Source organism: Neobacillus sp. PVCKKU3, assembly GCF_058323225.1.
Window position 1 is genome coordinate 34,749 of record NZ_JBLVQN010000008.1, and the last position, 23,589, is coordinate 58,337.

The window sequence follows — 23,589 nt, forward strand, 5'->3', positions numbered from 1 at the left end:
GGAGCCTCCTCGTCGCTTCGCTCCTGCGGGGTCTCCCCTGCCCCGTACTCCCGCAGGAGTCTTCGTGCCTTCCGCGCCAATCAACAGGTGTATTCAATTAAGTCCTTCAACTCTAATAAAATAAGTGGTGAATTTAATATTAGGCCAAAAGAGTAAAGCCAAAGTGAATATGAATTTGTTTCTATTGAAGAATTGGTTCCAGATGATCACTTTCTTCGCTTGATTGAAAAATATATTCATTTCTCGTTTCTTCTTGAAAAAGTTCGTCTCTTTTATTGTGTTGCGGGGATTGAATAATGTAAGAGAACAGGCTCTTCTTACTGCAGAATGCCAAAATATGAAAATGATTGCAACACGATTATCAAGGATGGAAAATGTGTGTTGCAGTACTTAGGTTGATTTGCCTCCCTGTTGATTGGAGCGGAGGGCACTCGACTCCTGCGGGATATAGAGGTCACTGGAGACCCCGCAGGCGCTTCCAGCGCCGAGGAGGCTCCAGGACCTCCCGCGGAAAGCGAGTGCCCGGAGCGGAAATCAACAGGCCCATTAGCAGAGACAATAAATTTACTAAAAAAAATTGCCGAGAAGAATACCCTTTCTCGGCAATTTGACAGTCGGGATGTTGTTCCGGCTTGTTTTAGTTTAATATTTTAACTGTAATTGTTTTACGTCCCCATTTAAGTGCATCTTGTTCTGAAGGAATAAACACATCAATTTCATGTCCATTAATTCCCCCGCCAATATCACCAGCAATTGCTTCACCGTATCCCTCAACATATACCTTGCTTCCAAGTGGTATGACTGCTGGATCTACTGCAATCACTTTTGCATTTGGGTTAGTCTTTATATCAATACCCGTTTTGGTAATGCCGGAGCAGCCTTCACATGAAGCTGTATAAGCAGTGGCATCTACAGTGATCTCCTTTGGTTGATTTTGATTTACAACCGGCTGTGCATCGATGGTGTTGTTGTTATTATCATTTGTGGTTGCTTCGACAGCATTATTATTTTGATTGTTATTGTCAGGCGTTTCAGCAGACGCCTTATTTTCGACAACTGGCTGTTCCTGTGGTTTGCTGTTATCCTGCTGGTTAACGGCTATTTCAGGTTTGTCTTGTATTGGTGCAGCAGTTTCTGGTTTCTGCTCATTGTTCTCCACAACTTTTGGAGCAACAATCTGTGTTTCCGGACTAATAATCGTTTCATTTGCTTTAGCGACTGACTCTTGAATGTGATTAGCACTGTCCCAGAAAGTATCTGTTTTGTTAACAATCAATTGTTTTTCACTTTGTAACATTGGAATATCATTTAGAGTTGATATTTTCATCCAATCATTAAAAGTTTGCACATTTGTAATATTCATTATTGGGAGTTCTTTTAAAGAGTCCACTTGAGGCACTGCTAGCGCTGCAGCATGTGCATGCACCCCAAAACCCGCTGATAATCCAATAGCTGCAATGAATGTTTTTATTTTAAAAATCATTTAACTACCTCCTATGTTCCCATCGAAGCATGTCTAAGGTAATCTTAACATGGTTTCTTAACAGAAAAAGAACAAGGAGATGTTAATTCATTAACAAGAATGGCAATTATATTACAATAGCATTTCTAACGCATCAGAATCTTCCAGTCTGTCCATGATTTGGCGATACAGGAAAAAAAGAATAGTGGATTGCTCATTTCCACTATTCTTTATTACTTATTTAGCTTAATCGCTCAATCGCTACGGCACAAGCTTTATATTCGGCTGTTCCCGAAATCGGATCATATTCATTTAAAGTTAATACGTTTGTCGGTGTTTCGCTCCAGTGAAAACTCATAAAGACAAGCCCCGGTACAACCTGTTCCGTAATTTTGGCTTTTACTTGAAGTTCTCCTCTTCGTGAACGGACTTGGACGACTTCCCCATCCACTATTCCAAGAGATTTGGCGTCTTCAGGATGGATATCAACAGTCTCTTCTGTCTGTTTTATTTTCACTCCCGCAGCATAATGCCGAGTCTGTGTATGCGTGTTGTACGACTCATAACGTCTGCCTGTCGTCAACGTAAAAGGATACTCTTCATCCGGCGGCTCCATAGGCGGTGTATAATCGACAGGCACAAAAGGAGCTTTTTTAGAAGCCGCTTCGTCTTGATGGAACCTTTCATGCATAATAAATGTACCTGGGTGGTTTTCATCTGGACAAGGGTAATGAATGCTGTATTCCTTCTCAAGCCGCTCATACGAAATGCCCCCGTACATTTCCCATGCGATTTTCCTGACTTCATCCCAAATTTCTTCGCTGTTATTATAATGCATTGGATAACCCATCAATGTCGCCAGCTCGCAAAGAATGACCCAATCTTCCTTTGTATTCGGACCTGGCTCGACTGCCTTACGTACTCGTTGGATCCGCCGGTCCGTGTTTGTGTAAGTCCCTTCGACTTCACCCCAGGAACGGGCAGGAAGCACAATATCAGCCATTTTCGCGGTTTCAGTCAGAAAAATGTCCTGAACGATTAATAAATCCAGCTTTTTCAACAATGTTTTTGTATGGTTCATATCAACATCGGCGAGAAGTGGATTTTCCCCAATCACATATAGTCCTTTTAGCTCTCCCATCTCAAGCCGATCAAATGTCCTAGTTTGGGTGTCGCCCGCCTGGGGATTTAGGGTAATATTCCATTCCTTTTCATAACGTGCTCTGTATTCATCATTAGTTAAGCTCATTGCTCCTGCCAATTGATTTGGAAGACAGCCCATATCACCGGCACCTTGAACATTATTTTGTCCCCTTAGCGGCATAATTCCGGAGCCCGGCTTTCCAATGTTCCCGGTTAAAAGGGCAAGATTGGCAATGTCGAAAACATTGTTCACCCCACAGTGATGTTCGGTAATTCCGAGTGTATAAGCAATCATCGAAGCGCTCGCATTAGCATAGTCCCTGGCAGTGGCCACGATTTCTTCCGGGGCAAGACCTGTGATCTTGGCCGAATATTCCGGTGTATATAGCTCAACCTGATTTGCCAGTTTATCAAAATCAATTGTAAATTGCTCAATAAATTTTTGATTATAAAGACCTTCCTTTAGAATTACCCGAATCAAGGCATTTATTAGGGCAATATCAGTGCCTACATTGATTTGCAGGTGGCGGTGGGCCACTTTTGTCATTTCTATTTTTCTTGGGTCGACGACAATGATTTTGAGGCCGGCTTTTGCTGCCTTTTTCATGCGATTAGCGATAATCGGGTGTGCCTCTGTCGTGTTAGAGCCCATTAGGAGTAATACCTCTGCTTTGTCGATATCCTCCAAAGTGTTTGTTGGGAAACCGCTTCCAAAAATAGTTGCCAGACCGGCAACGCTTGGCGCATGTCACGTTCGGTTGCAGCCGTCAATATTGTTACTGCCGATGACCGTCCGCATAAATTTTTGTGTTATATAATTTGATTCGTTTGTGCTTCTCGCACAAGCGAACATGCTGATGGCATTTGATCCCCACTTGCTTTTTACGTCGGAAAGTTTGCTTGCAATAAATTGATAAGCTTCTTCCCAAGTAGTTTCCACCAGTTCCCCGGCCCTTCTTATTAAAGGTACTGTCAGCCGGTTTTTGGCATGGACATACTCATAGGCAAATGCACCTTTGACACAGGTTTGTCCTTTGTTAACAGGTGCTTCCTTGTCACCGCGGATTTTGACGATTTTATTATCCTGAACCTCTAGGACTAATCCGCAGCCTGTACCGCAATAGCCGCAAATTGTCTTCACTAAATTTGCTTCACCCAAAATGCTCCCTCCCTGTGGTAACTAAACTATCTATATAATCATATTAATCTAATTATTACATTTACGGCTTCCTTTTTTGCAAAAAATTTTGTCTATTTTTCAAAAAAAAACAGAAGATAGGCTCTTCCGTTTTAGGCTGTTTTTGCCGGTAATAGAATATTGAATGTTGTTCCCTTGTTTGGTTCACTTTCTACAAATACTTTCCCGTTATGGCTTTCGATAATTTTAAAACTGACCATTAACCCTAGTCCATTTCCATTTTTCTTGGTAGTGAAAAAAGGTTCTCCGAGCTTTTTCAGCTTTTCTTTTGGAATGCCAACACCGGTATCTTGAATGGATATTTGCACATTGTTCTCATGAATCACCGTTTTAACATGCAGATCCCCGCCATTCGGCATGGCCTCTATACCATTTTTTATAAAGTTTAAAAAGACCTGCTTCAAACGATTTTCATCACATTCTATCTGGATTATTTCCTGATTGCAGTTAAACATCAGACGGACGTTTTTCTTACGCGCCTCAAACTCAAGCAGTGAAACCACATTCTTAATAACAGGTACAACATTCTTTTCTTCCAATTCCACTGCCTTCGGTTTAGCCAAGACCATGAAGTCCTCGACAATCGTATTGACGCGCTCAATTTCATCTAAAATAATATTCAAAAATTCAAGGCGTTCAGGATCTTGCTCATCTAACTGCAAAAATTCCGTGTAACCCTTCATAGATGTCAGCGGGTTACGGATTTCATGTGCAACGCCGGCAGCTAATTGCCCAACCGCGGCAAGCTTATCCTGCCGGTGGAGGACTTCTTCCGTCTTTTTCCGTTCTGTTATATCATTGCGGATCGCCAAAAACTGATATGGCTTCCCCTGTTCATTGAGAAATGGAACAATAGTGGTATCAACCCAATAAAAAGTTCCATCTTTCGCTTTATTGCGGATTTCCCCTTTCCAAACCTTTCCTTCCCCAATCGTTTTCCATAGGTTTTTGAAAAAATCCCTGGAATGGTAACCGGAATTCAAGATATTATGGTCCTTCCCAATGATCTCTTCCCGGCTGTATTTGGATATCTCACAAAACTTGTCGTTTACGCTGGTAATTTTCCCCCGTGAATCTGTAAAGGCAACAATCGAAGACTGGTCCAAAGCAAATTTAATATCAGTGTTTTCCTTCATTGTTTCTTTTAAATGTCCCTCAGCACGTTTCCGGTCTGAAATATCGGTCCGAATCGCTACATATTGATACGGCTTCCCATGACTATTTAAAAAGGGAACAATCGTTGTATCCACCCAATATAGACCTCCATCCTTGGCACGGTTGCAAATCTCTCCGTGCCAAACATTACCTTGGCCAATTGTTTTCCACAAATCTTTAAAAAAGTCTTTTGAATGGTATCCGGAATTTAAAATGCGGTGATCCTGTCCGATTAATTCATCCCGGCAGTATTTCGATATCTCACTGAATTTATCATTAACAAATGTAATAATACCTTTTGAATTGGTTATCGCTACAATGGATGATTGATCTAAAGCAAAGGTAATATCTTTTACTTCTTTAATTGATTCCTTCAAGTTGAAATCGGATGTGGCTAGCTGTTTGCTAATTAAGGTACTTGAAACAATCAGTCCCGCCATTATAAGGACGGAAACAAACAGCACCAAATAAGTAAAAAACAGACTATCTGGAGCAGAGCTATTGACCATATTGTTATCGGTGATAAATAGTGTCGATTTCTTTAATAAAATATGTCCCTCGGCAATCGCCGCAGTTAAAATAATCGAACTTACTGGCTTTAGCCAAACTTGATTTTCAGTCGGAAAATTCCTTACAGAAAACAAAATCCAAAAAGAAAAGAAGAAGGCTGCGAACATTAACAGTCCAGAAAAAGCAAATAAAAGGAAATGATATTTAATTGTCACATTCATAGAATAAATGCCTATAATATGGATGGAAAAAACGGCTATTGTTAGTAATGAACTGCCAGCAAGCAGATGTGACATCTTAATTTCTTTTCCAAACAGCGGAAAAAACGCCATTCCAGTAAACGCTACTCCAATAAATATGGAAAGAATCGTTAATGGAATATGGTAGTTAGCAAACAGAGAACTATTTGTCGTTAATAATCCAATAAAATTAGTTACCCATATTCCAATTCCCATTGAAAGTGTGCCGCCTATAAAAAGCAGCCTTTTATTTTGATCTGAGGACCTAATTAAGGAAAACATGTCTAAGGCCGTATAAGAAGCCATAAAGGTTAGTCCAACAGCAATTATAAAAAGATAAGGATGAAAATCTCCTAAAAATGCATTCATTAACGTGCATTCCCCCATTTAACCTATTTCTACTATGATTGTAATGGAAAGTAAAATGTTAGGAAAGATAAATTTTTGTTTAATTTACCCTAAATTAAATCCTTCATAAATAATCATTAATAAACTTACTTGTCCGGGATAAAAGACTTATTTTTAAAAAATTTTAACTTTTTTAGAAAAAAGGCTACACATTTTTTATTTTTTTGTTTATACTGTACTATAACAAGAGGGATTAAAATAAACTGTATTAATAAAGGAGGAGTTTTAAATGTTAATGAGTCCGGTTGAATTTTTTCGTAATCTGCCTAAAAAGGAATGCCCTGAGTGTGGTCAGCATATGGAGGAGCAAGCTGAATCTTACCTAATGGAATGCGATCGCTGTTTATCTAAAAAAGCAGAATAAAAAGAGGGAAACTTTTATTTTTGACTATACTGTACTACAACAAATCTCAATAAAAATAACTGTACTATAAAGGAGATGTTTAATAATGTTAATGAGTCCAGTTGAATTTTTCCGTAACCTTCCTAAAAAAGAATGTCCAGAATGCGGTCAGCATATGGAAGAGCAGGCTGAATCTTACCTAATGGAATGTGACCACTGCCTATCAAAGAAAGAAGAATAACAAAAACTCTCCGGACGGACCGGAGAGTTTTTTCCGTTTTGGTCAAAAATAGGGAAGCATAGAAGCCAATTGGAATGCAAAACCTGTACGTAAGGAGATGATGAAATGGCAAAGAAGGAAGATTATTTGACAACCGCTCCAAAAGAAAAAACTATTACCATTAATAATGGGGCCATTTATCCAAATTTAAAAAATGTTCCAGGTGATTCGGTCGATGAGCATGAATTTCTTAAAGAAGCCAATTCAATTATTGCCGCCGGTGAAATCGGCCAGCAAAATGAAAATTTGTAGAAGATGTGGGTATAGATAAAGACTGTCATCAGCAAGACAGTCTTTGTCACGAAACTTATTATATTTTCGGAAGCTCACGAATTTCCTGTATCATTTCATTACCACACATTGGGCACAGTAAATCGTCAGATACAAAATCCTTTCTCATCCAGCCTATACATGAATTATCCATGCATGAAAAAATTTCAGTATCAACAAGAATTGTTTCCATTTCTTCTTCTTTTGCACGTTTACCAAAAAAAATCGGAACCGCCTCCTTTTCCTTTAGTATGTCCAAAATTAGCCTTTTCATTTCTTCATTTTTCTTTTTCGTTTGGAGGACTTAAGATGAACTCAAATCAGAAGCGTTATTCGATTGTTGGAACAGATATTGAAGAGGTAAAACGTTTAAACAGCCAGTCAGGTCTAAGCTATAACGAAGTTAAGCTGATGCTGGCTAAACAATATTTACAGAATAAAAAATAAAGAAAACTCGCCGATTGGCGAGCCCGTAAGGGCGAAGACAGAGGCGTAGTTGCACTTATGCGTTAAGGAAGTATAAAGCTTTCGACAGAAAGTTTATACTTCCTTATTAGCTAATAATAGAGGCTGTCCTTTTAGACAGCCTCTTCGAGGTTTTAAGGATTATCGTTATCTGAATGTTCAATTATAATTTCGTCATCATGTCTTTTTGATAGAATCTTGCTTTTTTTGCGATTTTCTTTCGTTTGAAAGATAATATCGAAATCATAATCGTCGGGATACAATTCATTTGCGGCAATATATAGCTTCATTCTTTTATGGTTAACCGATACTTTTTCACCCTTTATTTGGAGAATATAATTTCCTTGCTGATCTGGTCCTTTATAAACAATCCCAAATTCATTTCCCGGTGTGATTTTTACATTGTCCCCCTGCTGATATAAAGGCACTTGTTGGACAGGTTTTACAGCCGGCTTTTTGTCTTGGTGTTTATTGATGATAACCTGTTTTTCCATATCCTTAAGCTTCCAATCGTCCGAAACAGGAGAAACATAGGTTTTTTTTTCTTTATACGTTACGCTATGCGCTTTTTCAATGATTTTCGGATGGATCCCCAACTGCAAAGCAATCTCAAAGGCCTGGCTTTCGCCCCCTTTCCCTATCATTAAACGGTAGGTTGGACTTAAGCTCTTAAGATCAAACTCCATTGACCCATTTATAAATCCCGGATGCTGTTCGGCAAGATCTTTTATTTCACTATAATGGGTGGTGGCCAAAATCACAGCCCCCTTTTCGTAAAGAGTTTCAAGAATGGCAGTTGCTAGACCCATTCCCTCACCCGGATCAGTGCCGGAACCTAGTTCATCTATTAGAGTTAATGTGCGATTGTTTGCATTCTTTAAGATTTCAATGATATTAACGATTCTGGAACTGAAAGTACTTAAATTTTCGGCAATACTCTGACCATCCCCAATATCAACTAAAATGGCTTGAAAAATACTAATATTACTCTTTTCATCTGCAGTTATATGAAGTCCGCATTGGGCCATTAATGTGAGCAGCCCAACCGTCTTGATGGTAACCGTTTTCCCGCCCGTATTCGGACCCGTAATAATTAAGGCTCGTTTATTATCCCCCATACTAAAAGTCAATGGTACAGCTTTTTCACCTAACAACGGATGCTTTGCCTCAATTAATTCCATATCACCAGTGTCATTCATTCTCACCTTGGAGCCATGAATGGAACGGGAATACTTTGCTTTTGCAAACAAAAAATCATAGTGAATCATTGTTTCGACTGCCAGCCGAATTTGCGTTTCATATTGCTCCACCAATCCAGTTAGACAGCTGAGAACTTTTTGTACCTCGGTCTCTTCATCAGCCATAAGCCAGCTAAGTTGATCTTGGAATATAGCGATATCCTCAGGTTCAATAAACAATGTTGCTCCTGATGCCGATGTATCCAAGACTATCCCTTTAATTTTGGTCCGATACTCCTTTTTTATCGGTATCACAAATCTTCCATTTCGCTGACTGACAACCTGTTCCTGTAGATATGGCTTATATTTATTTGACTTTACCAGCTGCATGGTTTTTTCCTTCAGGCGCTCCTCCTGAATGGCCATTTGCTTCCTAATTTTTAATAACTCCTTGCTGGCATAATCGTCCACTCTGCCATTATGGATACAGCGATTAATTTCATTGGCAAGCTCCGGCAGTTCTTCAATTACATGGACATATGACGCAACTCTTGGTGCAAAATATTCCTTATCCTTCATATATCTTCTCATCTTTCCACAGCTATCCAAGAAATCGTACAGCTTCATTAACTGGTCCGGACGGAAGACCACTCCTTTATTTAAGTTGGAAAGCATCTGTTCCATCCCATCAAGTCCATGGACAGGAACACTGGCACTTTTTTTCAGAATCTCGACGGCTTCCGTAACCTCATCAAGCCAAGCCTCAATTTGCTTTTTAATAGAAGAAGGTGTCAGGCCTGCAATTTTCGCTTTTCCTTCCTTTGTCATGGCAAAGCCTGCAATAGTTTCTTTTATTTGTTTAAATTCCAATACATTAAAGGTATGCTGATTCAACTTATATTCCTCCCCAAAAAAAATAGCCGCAATGAACAATGTCATTGCGGCAAATGAAAAATACAACAAATTAAACCAAAATAAAAACTGTCTACACAAGTGTACACAGCTACATTGGTTATAAAATGTATGCTTATGACTGCCCATTGTTCTTAACCTCATTCCTTGCCCATACTCAAATAAACCTTTTTTGTTATTAAAAAACAAAAAAGCGGCCGGAATGAAAATATCCAATTAGTTGGATTAGTTAAGAACGACACCTAACATAAAACATACTCCTTTTAATAAGAAAACTTAATTTCAACTTCAGATTATTACATTTGGAATGAATTGTCAATATTATCACTGCCCATTTTTTGTTCACAAAATATCCATATCATTTTTGTGAAAACTTCTTTATCTTATTGTTAGGAGGGAATCGTGATGAAAAAAATCTACCTTATTTGCAGTTTAGCCATATTTATCGGTATTGCTGCCGGCATTTCCTATTTTCTTATTCGGGATGCAAACACCAAAATTCCAGGCAATGTTACATTAATCAATCAAAATGGTGATCAATATACATTCGGCAAGGATCAAACAAAATTAAAGCTCATTGAATTCATTTACACACACTGTCCTGATGTCTGCCCGACCACGACACAAAAAATGGCCGCTTTGAAAAAGGATTTAGAAAAAAGCGGGGTATTCGGCAAGGATATCGAATTCATTACGATTACGATTGACCCCTATCGTGATACTCCAGAAGTATTGTCCAATTATATGAAGGGGTTTGGAATTGAAAATAGCAAAGACTGGGTATTCCTAACCGGGGATAAACAAAATATTAAAAATGAGCAGAAAAAGATCAGGGAGATTGGTGAGGCATTGCAATTCCAATATAAAGACCCTGGAAACGGACAATTTGTCCACACCACATTCACTTACTTAATTGACGAAAACAATAAATTTGTTGCCAAATTTCCGATGGGCGATGGTTTTAATCGCGAAGAAGTTAAAAATAAAATCATGGATAAAATTAATTAGTATAAAAAAAGCGGTTAGTCCCTAGGATTAATCGCTTTTCACTACATATATTATTTAACAACAGATGAAGGATATTTTTTTAATTGCTGCAAAGATAAATGATAATTGGACTTTGGTTTCGTTAAACTCGCTTTGATACCTGCTTTTTTAAGCTTGTTTACGAGTTCTGCGAGCTGTTTTTTGGCCACACAATTCACCTTCTTTTAACTGCTTCTTACGATAATTTTACAACAAAAATATGAATAAAGTGTGAAAACAAAAAAATTTTTTTAGAAAATTTTTCTTTTTACTACTTTACTCCACCACAAAACTCAAAAAAAAATGATGCATTTTCCGCCAAAGATTTTTTTGTGAAATTCGCTCTTTTCCCTTATTAATGGTATAATACAAAGCAATATGTTTTTTTGGAGGATGCAAGAATGATTACTGTAAGTAATGTAAGTTTAAGATACGGAGACCGAAAGCTTTTTGAAGATGTGAATATTAAATTTACTCCCGGCAATTGCTACGGTCTCATCGGGGCGAACGGTGCCGGAAAATCTACTTTTATAAAAATACTCGCTGGAGAAATTGAAGCGCAGACGGGTACAGTCCAACTAGGACCGAACGAACGTATGGCTGTTTTAAAGCAGAACCACTTTGAATATGAGGAACATGAAGTTTTAAAAACGGTTATCATGGGTCACACCAGACTTTATCAGGTAATGCAGGAAAAAGACGCCATTTATATGAAAGAAAACTTCACGGATGAGGACGGCATGAAAGCTGCTGAACTCGAGGGTGAATTTGCCGAATTGAACGGCTGGGAAGCTGAATCTGAAGCGGCCATCCTGTTAAAAGGTCTGGGAATTGGCGAAGAGCTTCATTATAAAAAGTTGGCCGAATTAACAGGTGCTGAAAAGGTAAAAGTCCTTCTTGCACAGGCCCTATTTGGTCAGCCTGATGTATTACTTTTAGATGAGCCAACCAACCATCTGGATATTAAGGCCATCCAATGGCTTGAAGAATTCCTAATCAATTTTGAAAATACAGTGATTGTTGTATCCCATGACCGTCACTTCTTAAATAAGGTTTGTACCCATATTGCGGATTTAGACTTTGGCAAAATCCAAATCTATGTCGGCAACTACGACTTCTGGTATGAATCCAGTCAATTAGCTTCAAAAATGGCGCAGGACGCCAATAAGAAGAAAGAAGAAAAAATTAAAGAGTTGCAAAGCTTTATTGCCCGTTTTAGTGCGAATGCTTCAAAATCCAAGCAGGCAACATCACGGAAAAAGCTATTGGACAAAATTACCCTTGATGATATTAGACCATCTTCAAGACGTTATCCATATGTCGGCTTTACCCCAGATAGGGAAATTGGTAATGATTTGTTAAGAGTAGAAGGGCTGACGAAAACAATCGATGGCGTGAAGGTACTTGATAACATTAGCTTTATCATGAACAAGGGAGACAAAATCGCCCTCGTCGGAACAAATGAAACAGCCAAAACAACACTTTTTAAAATATTAATGGGTGAAATGGAAGCTGACAGCGGTACCTTTAAATGGGGAATCACCACCTCTCAAGCCTACTTTCCGAAGGATAACTCGGAATACTTTGAGAATAACGACTTAAATCTTGTTGATTGGCTTCGTCAGTTTTCACCAAAAGATGACAGTGAAAGCTTCCTACGTGGATTTTTAGGAAGAATGCTATTTTCCGGTGAAGAAGTTTTAAAGAAATCAAGCGTCCTTTCCGGAGGAGAAAAAGTCCGCTGTATGCTGTCCAAAATGATGCTTAGCGGGGCAAATGTCCTGCTCTTGGATGAGCCAACCAACCACTTGGATTTGGAGTCGATTACCGCTCTAAACAATGGATTAATTAATTTTAAGGGATCCATACTGTTTGCTTCCCATGACCATCAGTTTATCCAAACGATTGCCAACCGCATTTTTGAACTAACACCTGCTGGATTGGTCGATAAGCAAATGTCTTATGATGAATACCTAGAGAATACTGATATACAAAAACAAGTAGCAGAGATGTATAAATAATTAGAAAAGTGGAAGCGCCCGTTTAGCGGCGTATGGCCTGGAGCGCATCGACTGAGATAAAGGAAACACGGAGAGCGAAGCGATCCGATGTTGACTTATCGTAGGGAGATGAGCGAAGGACAATAGCCGCTGGGCGCTGGAGCTGGACAAATAAGAGGCTGTCAAATGGCAGCCTCTTATTTCATTATTACATTTGTTTCTGCTTTTTCCTTGAAGATGGCTGCATTCTGGAGCCAGTTTCTGTTGTGGTCGTTCCCTGTCCTTCTACTTCTGGTGAAGCCAACCCTATGGTTGAAGGGTCGGCTTTCTTTTTACTGCGTTTGCCCATAGTACACCTCCCATTTTAGCTTTTGAAAGATTATCCCCTGTTATTCGGAATATTTCTGTCAAACTTAGGCAACATAATGATTGAGGAGGTGTTTGTATGGCAAGGGTTGGAGTAGAACAATCTCTTACAAATGTTCAAGATGCTCTACGTGCAAAAGGATATGATGTTGTCGAGCTCAAACAGGAGTCTGACGCCCAAAATTGTGATTGCTGTGTCGTTACCGGCCTTGATTCGAACGTTATGGGAATGGCTGATACCGTTACGAAAGCACCGGTTATTGATGCAAACGGTTTGTCTGCTGATGAAGTATGCCAAGCGGTTGAAAGCAGACTTCAATAATGTTAACACAAAGACTAAAGGACTCCTCTTTAGTCTTTTTTTAATGGTCTTTTGGTTTAATATTTACCTTGGGTCCATTCGGTTTTTCTTGCTTCTTGATTCTTTCCTCTTTAGCTTCGGTTACTTTATCGTCTTCATCTCCGGTGAAATTTGGTGTAAATTCACTGCCGTATGTGGCACCTATGTTTAATTTTCCTTTCAATTCTTTAATCCCAAGCTGTCCGAAGTTATTATTCAATTCATATTTATCCAAAATAATTTTTTCGATATTTATTTTTTCAATTATTATAGGGGGATCCTTTGTTTTCACGGTTTCATCAGGCTTGTTTTGTGCCTTTAAGTCCCGCAGCGTTTGTTCCAATTCTTCTATATTTCTCTCTAAGGAAGTTATTTTTTTTCGGAGTTCTTTATCATAATCATTTTTGCGGAAAATAAGGAATAAATTTTTTATTGACATTGGTCTAAAACGCTCCCTTATTTTTAACCTTACTTCATTTATATGGAAAACACTGCTTATCAAGTCCTATTTTCATAAAAACCTGTTATTCAATTGGGATAATTTCGCCCTTTTGTACGAAGCGTTGATAACTGACTATTAATAAGCCATTCCAGAATTTAGCGCTGATATCCTGCGGATTTACGGTATCAGGTAAGGTAATCTGCCGATTGAATTCACCGTAAAACCTTTCCGAATAAGTATATTTCAAATGTGGATGAATGGGCAGCGCTCTTCCTTTGACGGTGAGAATATTGCCATTAAGCCCTAATTCTATGTTTTCTTTTAAGACACCAGGGAGCTCGATCACTACCATTACCTCCTCTTCCCCTTCCATTAAATCAATTGCAGGAAACGTTCTCTCGCTTTTCAGATCGGTGCCGGGCTGCTGCCGGTTTGAATGGGCATTAGGTGTCTTAAAAGGCGCTTCATTCATAAATTGTTGGGCAAACTCTTGGTCAAAGATATTGTTCCAGAAATCCCCGCCCTGCATATTTTTCGCCATCTCTAGCCATTGTTTCAACTTTTCCATATCCATCAATCCGCACCCCCTCTCCCCTAATCTAGGGAAGCAAAAAACAAAGCCTTACTTCATCATACTTAACTGAAAGTTATTTTAATCCTTAATTTCCTCATAAACATTAGGGAATTGCATATATTTAAAAGCAATTATAAGGAGGAGATGACATGCCCACTCCCGTTCCATATATTAATATAAATATATTTATGATTAAAATTAATTCCTTTGAAAATGCTTCTGCCGTAAATATTGGCCAAAACCTGCTGGCTGAGTGGCATAATTCCGACAAGAAAAATCAAGGCTACGGCCAAAATTTTGGTGATAAGAGTGATTTCTTTGGGAATAGGAGCTTTGTCGATGACCGAGATCAAATTGATTCCCCGAGCTCCTTCGATTCAGGCGCCCAGCAGCTACTGGCCAAAGACAAAGATGATCTATAAAAACTGCAATTTGGCAGTTTTTTTGTTTTATATCTTTTATGACTTGGAAGCTTTCGCTATAATGAGGGAATAATCAGCCGTTCGAGAGGAAGTATTTTATCTACTATGCTTAATGAATTTTGGCCCCCAATTTTATTGTCACTGAAAGTGGCCACAATTTCTGCCCTACTGGCACTAATCTTTGGTATTTTATTCGGCAGGTTATTTGCTGATAAACATTTTAAAGGAAAAATGATCATAGAGACCCTGATGCTGCTGCCTATTGTTTTGCCGCCTACCGTTATTGGCTTTTTATTAATTTTCTTTTTTGGAAAAAATAGTCCGGCAGGTGCTTTCATCGAAACCCTTTTCGACCGCTCCATCATTTTTACACCACTGGCAGCGATTATTGCCTCCACTATTGTTGCATTTCCGTTAATGTACCAATCTGTAAAAACTGGATTTCAAGCCGTGGACAAGGATATCGAAGAGGCTGCGAAAATGGATGGGGCAAGTGATTTTAATGTTTTTTTACAAGTAACTCTTCCACTATCAGTAAAATCGATTGTTTCCGGATTCATACTTAGCTTTGCTAGGGCATTGGGCGAATTTGGCGCCACGCTCATGTTTGCCGGCAATATCCCTGGGAAAACCCAGACGGCTCCCACTGCTGTATATGTTGCAATGGAAACAGGCAATATGAAATTAGCTTGGCTGTTAGTCATTTCAATGATCTTCATCTCCTTTTTAATGCTATTGACAACCAATTTAACACAAAGAAAGCCATGAAACTGAAGCATTTCATGGCTTTCTATATTCGTCTACATTTTACCTGTTATTTTTTTCCCGGCACCTATCAAAACGGCAGCAGCCGCAACTATAAAAATCCAAAAGTATGATGCTGAGTATTCCTGCTTATTAGTGGATTTACTCGATTTTAAAGAAGTTTTCACAGGTTTTGGTTCTTCCTTTTGTTTTAACTGAGCCACCTGAAGAACCTGACCATTTGGATTTTCAATAGATAACCGGCCGGTACTGTCGACTTTTTTTACAATTCCACTTTTATCCTCCGTTACAAGGAGATCCCTATCCAAAAGAATTTCCTGTTCGCCGCTCTTATAAACTTCCCCATGTTTTAGGGTAGAATGGACATATTCATTAAATCCATAATCAAACAGGATGGCTGTATCATCATATTTGTCTCTTTTTTGGTCTGATTTTAGGACAATCGCCGTTAATTTTAAATTCCCATTATCGGCAGTGGTGGCCAAAGTTTGTTTCGATACTGTGGTATATCCTGTTTTCCCCCCGGTTATTCCCGCGTATGGAAGTTCGCCTTTTAGCATAAGATGATGTGTGATTAGGTCAGTATTCCAAGACTGGCCCTCCCAATGTAATCTTTTTGTTCCAAAAATCTCGGCAAATTGAGGATTCTTCATGGCATAGTTCGTAATCAATGCCAAATCCATTGCAGTTGTATAATGATTGTCATCGTGAAGGCCGCTTGGATTTGTAAAGTGCGTATTTTTAACCCCAATAACTGTTTTTAAATATTCATTTATATGTTCCGCAAAAAGGTCAACACTGCCGTCTATATGTTCCGCAATCGCCACTGCGGCGTCATTCCCTGAATTGATCAGCATCCCTTGAATTAGTTTTTTTAGCGGTACTTGTTCACCTTCCACTAAGTAGACCCTTGTACCATCTTGTCTAACAGCATTGGCACTGACTGTCGCAATACTGTCTAAGTCCCCTTTTTCAATGGCATAAATAGCTGTAGCGATTTTCGTAACGCTGGCAGGATACATTTTTTCGTCCGCATTTTTCCCGTAGAGAACAGCATTCGTTTCAGTATCCAAAAGCACCGCCGATTCACTTTTTAATGACAAGTCCCCAGTCCCTTCTGCAAAGACGGGAATTTGGTTTAAAGATAAGAACAAGACTGTTATAAGAATTAAAATCCATTTACTCAATGACAACACCCTATCCATGACTAATTACCTAATTGATTTTACCAAATATTTATAGATATGAAGAGTCCTTTTTGGAAATTTATATAAAAAAAAGCGGCAGACTCATTGTCCCAGCCACTTTTCATTATCTATGCCCTTCTCTTCGAAATCAACAGGGTAATTTGTGCCATAATAAACGGAAGAGAAGATTTTTTCCGATAGGCTAAATATTTCGGTTCCCAAATATTTGTATATTTTTCTTTGAATTTTCTTAAGCCTTGAAAATGATAGAAAAAATGACCGTGCAGGAAAATCTGCGCCGCAATTTTCTCACTTAAAAAAGAAAACCTGGAAAGGCCAACATTCGCCAATGGGGCCATACCCATATTAAATCGCCGGTACCCCTGTTCCTTCGCCCAATCCATTAAGGAAAGAAACAGAAAATCCACGCTGCCTGATTCAACATCCGGACGGAATCTTATTAAATCCACTGAAATAGTCTGGTTATCATCATAAACATACATCATGCTCATGAAGCCAATAATTCTACTATTACGATCCTTTACAAGTGCAATAGGAGCCTTATTTAGGTAAGCTTCATCAAAGAATCCCAGCGAATATCCCTTTTCTTTGCTTCCCTGCAGCCAATCATTTGACACTTCACGCAGTTCCTTTAAAAGTTCACTCGAATGAGGCGGATTTACCAATTCGCAACGAAAATTTTCATGGGTAAATTTGTTTTTAATGGCCCGTAAACCTTTCATTTTGCTTCCAGCCAATGAAAATTCCCGCAATTTCACAAAGGCCTCTTCCCCCAATTTAAAAAAGGCAAATCCATGGTTATAAAGGTATGGAAGCATTTCTTCACTAACCTGATAGAATACAAGCGAAAATCCATACAGGTCGGCAATTTCCTGAAATTCTTCAATGGCGGAGGATAGATCATTTAGTTCACCAATTGGATCACCAAGGATCACCAGTTTATCCGCATATCTTTGAAATGAAATCATGACATTTCTTTTTTTGTTCCAGAAAATATATTTATCGTGCAAAAAAATCAGATGGGACAAGACTTTCCCCTGATATTTATGTAAATGCTGAACGATTTCCTGTTCTTGTGTCAACGATGATTCAAATTTCCATTTTTTCGATAAGCTGTTCAGATAGCCAATGGCAAGGATTGAAACAGCAATAAACAACCCAATTCCCGCACTCATAAATAAATCGTGATAATCGATAATGACATATGGCAATAATTTTGCAGGCAGCGCCAATTTGGCATCCGGTAAATTTAAATAGCCAATGATGATATACATCGATGTAATGATTACAATTAAAGCAATATCAAAGATTGTTCTTCCCCAGGTTAATACATAGCTTTCCCGATAGAACTGCCCTTTCGAAACTCTAAGTAGGATGGCGACAATAATTAAGAAGATGGCTTCTTCATAATCAATCCCTTTAAAAATGGAAAACAGTGCTGCAAGAATTAAGGCTGCCATTGTTAATTCATATGTCCGTTTCACTCTATATTCAATGCCTCGCGATAATCCTAACAGCAAGAATCCAGCAGCTACAGAGAGTTGATGAGAAACATTAATAATCGGAAACGATAACAGTTCCTGGGCAATTTTAAGCCTCGACATAATCCCCGGCACACTTGCAGATAAAAGCAGGATAAGCCCTGATAAAAACACTAGCATAGTCAAAATGACGTGGCTAAATACCTCTAATATCGCGTTAGGTAAATTATTCCACGACTGGTTCCATCTTTCCCAATAAAGCTTCACAAAAAAAATGAGGCTCACAATAAACGGCAGTAAGTAATAGCCTACCCGATACAAAAGAAGGAGAACGAGGACTTTTTCCTCGGCCATATGAAATTCCTGCATCCCCCAAATAAAAACTAAATCAAATGAGCCAAGACCGCCCGGTATCATACTGATAATTCCGGCACAAACAGCGGCAATATAGACAGGAAAAAGATCTTCGATTCGGATTGAGATGCCCAGAATTCTAGTCAATAGATAAATAGCAAAAAAGACAGCGATCCATTCAACAAAGGAAACCCCAATGAGCTTAGTTCCCTCTTTTACCGTAATCAAAGATTGCTTGCCCTTTTTAGCGTTCATTCTATGTATCATTAAAAAGACCGGTAGATAAAGGGCGACACCTAACACGGCAAAATAAAGCCATTTGGTATCGACAAATAGAGGAAACTTCCGGAACCATAGTGCCGCTGCCCACGATAACAATGAGATGCCTGCCAAATAAAATAGGGAAACTGTTGCTATAACACTAAGTAATCTCCGCTTGTCCTGTTCAAGTTTGTGAAAAAAGTACGTTCTTAACGCTGCCCCGATTAACCCGCCGAATCCGATTAAATTAGAAAAGGAATTGGCAATAAACGATTGCTCTAACAATTCTTTTTTTGGGACCTTTGCCCCTAAAATCCGAACTAAAATCACATCATACAAAAGCATCGGTAATACAGCCGAAAAGGTAATGCCAATGATAAGCAGCAACGTCAAAAAATTGAGTTGATTTAATTCGTTTTCTAGCAAATGAACATCTAAATTTCCCACAAACTTTTTTATTTCAAATATCGCAAAAATCAATAAAAGCAATGGGAATAAAAATTTTACAATCTTAAAAATTTTATCCTTCTGATAACCCTTCAAAATAATCACCTAGTATTCATATCATCCCTGATTTTACTATAAACGTTTATGAAAGAAATACAAAGCAATTTCTTACTTTCTTGAGGTGACTTATTACAAGTGTAGACATTTTATCGAACATTCAACCATTTGGTCAGAGGCAATTCGAAAATTCAGGAAAAAAAGTAGACAAGTTTTCCCACCTATCCGGCATATGAATAAACTAGGACAAATATTAGAGGGGGTTATACTTGTGAAATTTTTAATATTAAAAAAAGAAACACTTCTATTCGTTTTAGCTGTAGGTATTATGCTTGCTGCAATTTCATCTTGGTTTCTATTAAAAGCTGGGGATGCCGCGGTCTTTAATCAGAAGGTAGATGGGAAAATACGAGAAATCCATATGGTGACAGTTGAATACAAATCCAAAATGAAAAACGGGAAAAATATTGAGGCCTATCGTTGGGATCCGAGTCAAATCATTATAGAAAAAGACGAAAAGGTGAAATTATTTATAACCGGCATTAACGGGGAAGAGCATCCATTCTATATCGAAGGAACAGATATCAAGGGTACGGTAAAGAAAGGTGAAGAAACTGTCGTGCCGCTGCAATTCAAGAAAGAAGGCACATACCGGTTAATCTGTGAAGTTCATTCAAATCGTGCCCATAATGGTCCAATGATTGCTGATATTGTCGTAGATTAAAACAGGAGCATTTTTCTCCTGTTTTTTTATGCTGTTCACTAGGAATCACTATTTAGGTGCTGTTATTGTTGAATCCTTCTTATATAACAGGCGGTGTTTGTTATATAAATAAAGTGAAACAGTTTATCATTTTGTTCATAATTCGTTCAAATCCTCCCCAACAAATTCTTCATTTCACAATATCTTAACATTTATCCCTTATTTCAGATTGTTAACCTGTTATACTTTAAGTGTAGAAATAATAGCCAATCTGTTATATAAATTTTTATTTCATTTAGAGGTGAAAAAACATGGAAGCATGGAAGGCTTTTACAAAAGGGACTTGGACAAAAGAAATTAACGTACGTGACTTTATTCTTAAAAACTACTCTCCATATGAAGGTGATGACCGCTTTTTAGCCGGTGCTACAGATTCGACAAATAACTTATGGCAGCAAGTAATGGAATTGACGAAACAGGAAAGAGAAAATGGCGGAGTCCTAGAAATGGATACGGAGACCGTATCAACCATCACTTCCCATGGCCCCGGCTACTTAGATGAAGACCTTGAAAAAGTAGTCGGCGTGCAGACAGATAAGCCATTTAATCGCTCTCTTCAGCCATTCGGCGGAATTCGTATGGCTAAACAGGCTTGTGAAGCATATGGCTACAAATTAAATCCAGAGATTGAAAGAATATTTACCGAATTCCGAAAGACACATAACCAAGGTGTTTTCGATGCTTATACGAGTGAAATGATTTTAGCCCGAAAAGCAGGGATTATTACCGGTCTGCCAGATGCGTACGGGCGCGGCCGAATTATCGGGGATTACCGCCGTGTTGCTTTATATGGTGTCGATTTCTTAATGAAAGAAAAACAAAAAGATTTCAATAACACTAGCAAAGTAATGACTGAAGATAATATCCGGCTGCGCGAAGAGCTTTCTGAGCAATACCGGGCCTTGAAGGAACTTAAAGAACTAGCAGCAAGCTATGGGTTCGACCTTTCCGAACCAGCAAAAAATGCCGCCGAGGCCTTCCAATGGTTATACTTTGCCTATTTAGCAGCCATTAAAGAACAAAACGGCGCAGCGATGAGCCTTGGCCGTGTCTCCACCTTCCTTGATATTTATATCGAAAGAGACTTACAAAACGGTACCTTATCAGAGGAAGAAGCTCAAGAACTAGTTGACCATTTCGTGATGAAGCTCCGTCTCGTGAAATTTGCGCGTACACCGGATTACAATGAATTATTCAGCGGTGACCCTACCTGGGTAACGGAGTCTATTGGCGGTATGGCGATCGACGGCCGCCCGCTTGTTACAAAAAACTCTTTCCGGTTCCTGCACACCCTTGATAATCTTGGTCCTGCTCCAGAGCCGAACTTAACTGTACTATGGTCCGTACTGCTTCCTGAAAATTTCAAGAAGTATTGTGCGAAAATGTCCATTAAAACTAGCTCTATTCAATATGAAAATGATGATATCATGCGCCTTGAATATGGTGATGATTACGGGATCGCCTGTTGTGTTTCCGCCATGGAAATCGGCAAGCAAATGCAATTCTTCGGTGCCCGTGCCAACTTGGCAAAAGCACTGCTATATGCGATCAACGGCGGTGTCGATGAAAAATTAAAAAAACAGGTAGGACCAGAGTATCGGCCGATCTCTTCAGATATTTTGGATTTCGATGAGGTCATGCAAAAGTTCGATCAAATGATGGAATGGCTCGCCGGCCTATACATTAATACGTTGAATGTCATTCACTATATGCATGACAAATATAGCTATGAGAGAATTGAGATGGCTCTGCATGATACGCAGATTATTCGGACGATGGCAACTGGTATCGCTGGTTTAAGTGTAGTTGCCGACTCGCTCAGCGCGATAAAATACGGCCAGGTGAAAGTGATTCGCGATGAAAACGGCCTTGCTGTTGATTTTGAAATAAGCGGCGATTTCCCTAAATACGGAAACAATGATGACCGTGTAGACAGCATTGCCGTCGGAATTGTCGAAAGCTTTATGAAAAAGTTGCGTAAGCATCAAACCTATCGCAACTCTGTTCATACTTTATCAATATTAACTATCACTTCTAACGTGGTTTACGGTAAGAAAACAGGTAATACACCAGATGGCCGCCGCGCTGGCGAACCGTTTGCACCAGGAGCAAACCCAATGCACGGACGGGATACAAAAGGGACATTAGCATCACTTTCCTCTGTTGCCAAGCTTCCATACAGCTATGCAATGGATGGTATCTCCAATACTTTCTCTATCGTTCCGAAAGCATTAGGTAAGGAAGAAGAAAGTCAAATTTGCAACCTAGTGTCTATTTTAGATGGTTATGCCATTAAAGCAGGACATCATTTAAATATAAACGTCTTTAACAGGGAAACACTTTTAGATGCCATGGAGCATCCGGAGCTTTATCCGCAATTAACAATCCGCGTATCCGGATATGCTGTTAACTTTATTAAGCTAACAAAAGAACAGCAGCTTGATGTAATCAATCGCACCTTCCATGAATCGTTGTAAAAAAAAATAGAGGCTGTTCCCTTCAGCCTCTGCTTTTAATGAGAGGAGAATCATCATGAACGGAAACATTCATTCTTTTGAAACATTAGGAACCGTAGATGGGCCAGGAATCCGCTATGTCATTTTTACACAAGGCTGTCTGCTGCGCTGCCAATTTTGTCATAATGCCGATACTTGGGAAATCGGCACCGGAAAGGAAATGACAGTTTCCGAAATCATAGATGACTTGGAATCGTACCTCCCATTTATCCAAGCCTCAGGAGGAGGCATTACCGTCAGCGGGGGTGAACCCCTCCTGCAGGTTCCCTTTCTCATTGAGTTATTTAAGGAATGTAAAAAGAAAGGAATTCATACAACCATCGATTCCTCCGGGGGCTGCTTTTCTCATTCCAAGCTGTTCATCGAACAGCTTGAAGAACTGTTACTTTACACCGATCTAATATTGCTTGATTTGAAACATATAAACAGGAAAAAACATATCCAGTTGACCGGTATGGCCAATGACCATATTCTCGAGTTTGCCAAGTTTTTGTCAGACCGAAATGTCCCGATTTGGGTTCGTCACGTTTTAGTTCCATCTGTAACTGATGAACCGGAAGACTTGAAGAATCTTGGCGAATTCATTGGAACACTTGAAAACGTTCGAAAAATTGAAATTCTTCCTTACCACAAACTGGGCGTTTATAAATGGGAAGCGCTCGGCCACGAATACCCTTTAAAGGATGTGGAACCGCCAAGCGAAGAGAAAGTTGATTTTGCCTATTCGATGTTAACTGCACATTGGCAAAAACCTAAAGAACACTAATTCCTTCCGGGAGTAAGTGTTCTTTACTTTTCATGAACATTTAGACCCAAACATTAACATCACAACAATAATTGATTATTTGGCTATTCTCTTATATACTCATATCATTGGTTACCTGATGCGAGGTGAAATGTTTGTTTCAATTATTAATCGATCATTCGGATATTAATACCTTAACAGCCCTTTATATGAGTCTTTATCTAGGACTGGTTTTAAAAAATTTGTGGGCTTTGGGTGT

23 protein-coding genes are annotated in these 23,589 nt (G+C 39.0%); 12 read left to right on the forward strand and 11 right to left on the reverse strand.

Annotated elements, in window-relative coordinates; translation table 11 throughout:
• Positions 1–637 precede the first annotated feature (637 nt).
• The 3 genes from ACNQGS_RS07330 to ACNQGS_RS07340 form a co-directional block, all read right to left on the reverse strand.
• Positions 638–1,483 (reverse strand): 3D domain-containing protein, encoded by an 846-nt coding sequence (locus ACNQGS_RS07330; RefSeq protein ID WP_491486765.1) that lies wholly within the window; start codon positions 1,481–1,483, stop codon positions 638–640.
• Positions 1,484–1,703: 220 nt separating this feature from the next.
• Positions 1,704–3,746, reverse strand: coding sequence for a formate dehydrogenase subunit alpha (fdhF, locus tag ACNQGS_RS07335; protein WP_491486853.1), 2,043 nt, complete (start codon positions 3,744–3,746; stop codon positions 1,704–1,706).
• Between the two features lie 149 nt (positions 3,747–3,895).
• Positions 3,896–6,076 carry a PAS domain S-box protein gene (locus ACNQGS_RS07340; protein WP_491486766.1) on the reverse strand — a complete coding sequence of 727 codons (2,181 nt, stop codon included), beginning with the start codon at positions 6,074–6,076 and terminating at the stop codon, positions 3,896–3,898.
• 268 nt (positions 6,077–6,344) lie between these two features.
• Here ACNQGS_RS07340 and yhfH (ACNQGS_RS07345) point away from each other — a divergent pair, with 268 nt between their 5' ends.
• The 3 genes from yhfH (ACNQGS_RS07345) to ACNQGS_RS07355 all read left to right on the forward strand — a co-directional run bounded on the left by yhfH (ACNQGS_RS07345) (position 6,345) and on the right by ACNQGS_RS07355 (position 6,990).
• A complete protein-coding gene (gene yhfH / locus ACNQGS_RS07345; RefSeq protein WP_213120552.1) occupies positions 6,345–6,479 on the forward strand; it encodes a protein YhfH in 135 nt (44 codons plus the stop codon).
• Between the two features lie 85 nt (positions 6,480–6,564).
• Positions 6,565–6,699, forward strand: coding sequence for a protein YhfH (gene yhfH / locus ACNQGS_RS07350; RefSeq protein WP_213145188.1), 135 nt, complete (start codon positions 6,565–6,567; stop codon positions 6,697–6,699).
• A gap of 105 nt (positions 6,700–6,804) precedes the next feature.
• The gene (locus ACNQGS_RS07355; RefSeq protein WP_213145187.1) at positions 6,805–6,990 is read left to right on the forward strand and encodes a hypothetical protein; all 186 of its coding nucleotides are present in this window, start codon (positions 6,805–6,807) and stop codon (positions 6,988–6,990) included.
• Positions 6,991–7,048: 58 nt separating this feature from the next.
• Here the strand turns inward: ACNQGS_RS07355 and ACNQGS_RS07360 are convergent, their stop codons facing one another.
• On the reverse strand, positions 7,049–7,282 hold the full coding sequence (locus tag ACNQGS_RS07360; protein ID WP_491486767.1) for a cold-inducible protein YdjO-related protein: 234 nt from the start codon (positions 7,280–7,282) through the stop codon (positions 7,049–7,051).
• 35 nt (positions 7,283–7,317) lie between these two features.
• Here ACNQGS_RS07360 and ACNQGS_RS07365 point away from each other — a divergent pair, with 35 nt between their 5' ends.
• Complete coding sequence (locus ACNQGS_RS07365) at positions 7,318–7,455, forward strand: hypothetical protein (protein WP_423798803.1); 138 nt, start codon at positions 7,318–7,320, stop codon at positions 7,453–7,455.
• Between the two features lie 152 nt (positions 7,456–7,607).
• Here ACNQGS_RS07365 and ACNQGS_RS07370 read toward each other — a convergent pair whose 3' ends face one another.
• Positions 7,608–9,545: an endonuclease MutS2 gene (locus tag ACNQGS_RS07370; protein ID WP_491486768.1), complete on the reverse strand. Its 1,938-nt coding sequence runs from the start codon at positions 9,543–9,545 to the stop codon at positions 7,608–7,610.
• A gap of 423 nt (positions 9,546–9,968) precedes the next feature.
• On the opposite strand from ACNQGS_RS07370, the gene ACNQGS_RS07375 reads away from it, so the two are divergent.
• On the forward strand, positions 9,969–10,571 hold the full coding sequence (locus ACNQGS_RS07375) for an SCO family protein (protein ID WP_491486769.1): 603 nt from the start codon (positions 9,969–9,971) through the stop codon (positions 10,569–10,571).
• 50 nt (positions 10,572–10,621) lie between these two features.
• Here the strand turns inward: ACNQGS_RS07375 and ACNQGS_RS07380 are convergent, their stop codons facing one another.
• Positions 10,622–10,759 (reverse strand): hypothetical protein, encoded by a 138-nt coding sequence (locus ACNQGS_RS07380; RefSeq protein ID WP_213145184.1) that lies wholly within the window; start codon positions 10,757–10,759, stop codon positions 10,622–10,624.
• A gap of 231 nt (positions 10,760–10,990) precedes the next feature.
• Between ACNQGS_RS07380 and ACNQGS_RS07385 the strand changes: the two genes are divergently transcribed.
• Positions 10,991–12,610, forward strand: coding sequence for an ABC-F family ATP-binding cassette domain-containing protein (locus ACNQGS_RS07385; RefSeq protein ID WP_491486770.1), 1,620 nt, complete (start codon positions 10,991–10,993; stop codon positions 12,608–12,610).
• 187 nt (positions 12,611–12,797) lie between these two features.
• Here the strand turns inward: ACNQGS_RS07385 and ACNQGS_RS07390 are convergent, their stop codons facing one another.
• On the reverse strand, positions 12,798–12,938 hold the full coding sequence (locus ACNQGS_RS07390) for a YuzL family protein (RefSeq protein ID WP_213120545.1): 141 nt from the start codon (positions 12,936–12,938) through the stop codon (positions 12,798–12,800).
• Between the two features lie 96 nt (positions 12,939–13,034).
• Here ACNQGS_RS07390 and ACNQGS_RS07395 point away from each other — a divergent pair, with 96 nt between their 5' ends.
• Positions 13,035–13,277, forward strand: coding sequence for a YkuS family protein (locus tag ACNQGS_RS07395; RefSeq protein WP_213145182.1), 243 nt, complete (start codon positions 13,035–13,037; stop codon positions 13,275–13,277).
• Between the two features lie 40 nt (positions 13,278–13,317).
• On the opposite strand, the gene ACNQGS_RS07400 is transcribed toward ACNQGS_RS07395, so the two are convergent.
• Together ACNQGS_RS07400 and ACNQGS_RS07405 are read right to left on the reverse strand one after the other, a co-directional pair.
• A complete protein-coding gene (locus ACNQGS_RS07400) occupies positions 13,318–13,734 on the reverse strand; it encodes a hypothetical protein (protein ID WP_241113954.1) in 417 nt (138 codons plus the stop codon).
• A gap of 85 nt (positions 13,735–13,819) precedes the next feature.
• On the reverse strand, positions 13,820–14,311 hold the full coding sequence (locus ACNQGS_RS07405; RefSeq protein WP_491486771.1) for an Hsp20/alpha crystallin family protein: 492 nt from the start codon (positions 14,309–14,311) through the stop codon (positions 13,820–13,822).
• A gap of 149 nt (positions 14,312–14,460) precedes the next feature.
• On the opposite strand from ACNQGS_RS07405, the gene ACNQGS_RS07410 reads away from it, so the two are divergent.
• The gene (locus ACNQGS_RS07410; protein WP_213145180.1) at positions 14,461–14,733 is read left to right on the forward strand and encodes a hypothetical protein; all 273 of its coding nucleotides are present in this window, start codon (positions 14,461–14,463) and stop codon (positions 14,731–14,733) included.
• A 105-nt stretch (positions 14,734–14,838) separates the two neighbouring features.
• The gene (gene modB / locus ACNQGS_RS07415) at positions 14,839–15,501 is read left to right on the forward strand and encodes a molybdate ABC transporter permease subunit (protein ID WP_423798809.1); all 663 of its coding nucleotides are present in this window, start codon (positions 14,839–14,841) and stop codon (positions 15,499–15,501) included.
• A gap of 32 nt (positions 15,502–15,533) precedes the next feature.
• Here the strand turns inward: modB and ACNQGS_RS07420 are convergent, their stop codons facing one another.
• Together ACNQGS_RS07420 and mprF are read right to left on the reverse strand one after the other, a co-directional pair.
• Positions 15,534–16,694: a D-alanyl-D-alanine carboxypeptidase family protein gene (locus ACNQGS_RS07420; RefSeq protein WP_491486854.1), complete on the reverse strand. Its 1,161-nt coding sequence runs from the start codon at positions 16,692–16,694 to the stop codon at positions 15,534–15,536.
• Positions 16,695–16,813: 119 nt separating this feature from the next.
• On the reverse strand, positions 16,814–19,354 hold the full coding sequence (mprF, locus tag ACNQGS_RS07425; protein ID WP_491486772.1) for a bifunctional lysylphosphatidylglycerol flippase/synthetase MprF: 2,541 nt from the start codon (positions 19,352–19,354) through the stop codon (positions 16,814–16,816).
• 223 nt (positions 19,355–19,577) lie between these two features.
• Here mprF and ACNQGS_RS07430 point away from each other — a divergent pair, with 223 nt between their 5' ends.
• The 3 genes from ACNQGS_RS07430 (at position 19,578) to pflA (ending at position 23,351) form a co-directional block, all read left to right on the forward strand.
• Positions 19,578–20,030 carry a cupredoxin domain-containing protein gene (locus tag ACNQGS_RS07430; RefSeq protein WP_491486773.1) on the forward strand — a complete coding sequence of 151 codons (453 nt, stop codon included), beginning with the start codon at positions 19,578–19,580 and terminating at the stop codon, positions 20,028–20,030.
• A gap of 290 nt (positions 20,031–20,320) precedes the next feature.
• Positions 20,321–22,546 carry a formate C-acetyltransferase gene (gene pflB, locus ACNQGS_RS07435; RefSeq protein ID WP_491486774.1) on the forward strand — a complete coding sequence of 742 codons (2,226 nt, stop codon included), beginning with the start codon at positions 20,321–20,323 and terminating at the stop codon, positions 22,544–22,546.
• A gap of 55 nt (positions 22,547–22,601) precedes the next feature.
• Positions 22,602–23,351, forward strand: coding sequence for a pyruvate formate-lyase-activating protein (gene pflA, locus ACNQGS_RS07440; RefSeq protein WP_491486775.1), 750 nt, complete (start codon positions 22,602–22,604; stop codon positions 23,349–23,351).
• Positions 23,352–23,589: the final 238 nt, after the last annotated feature.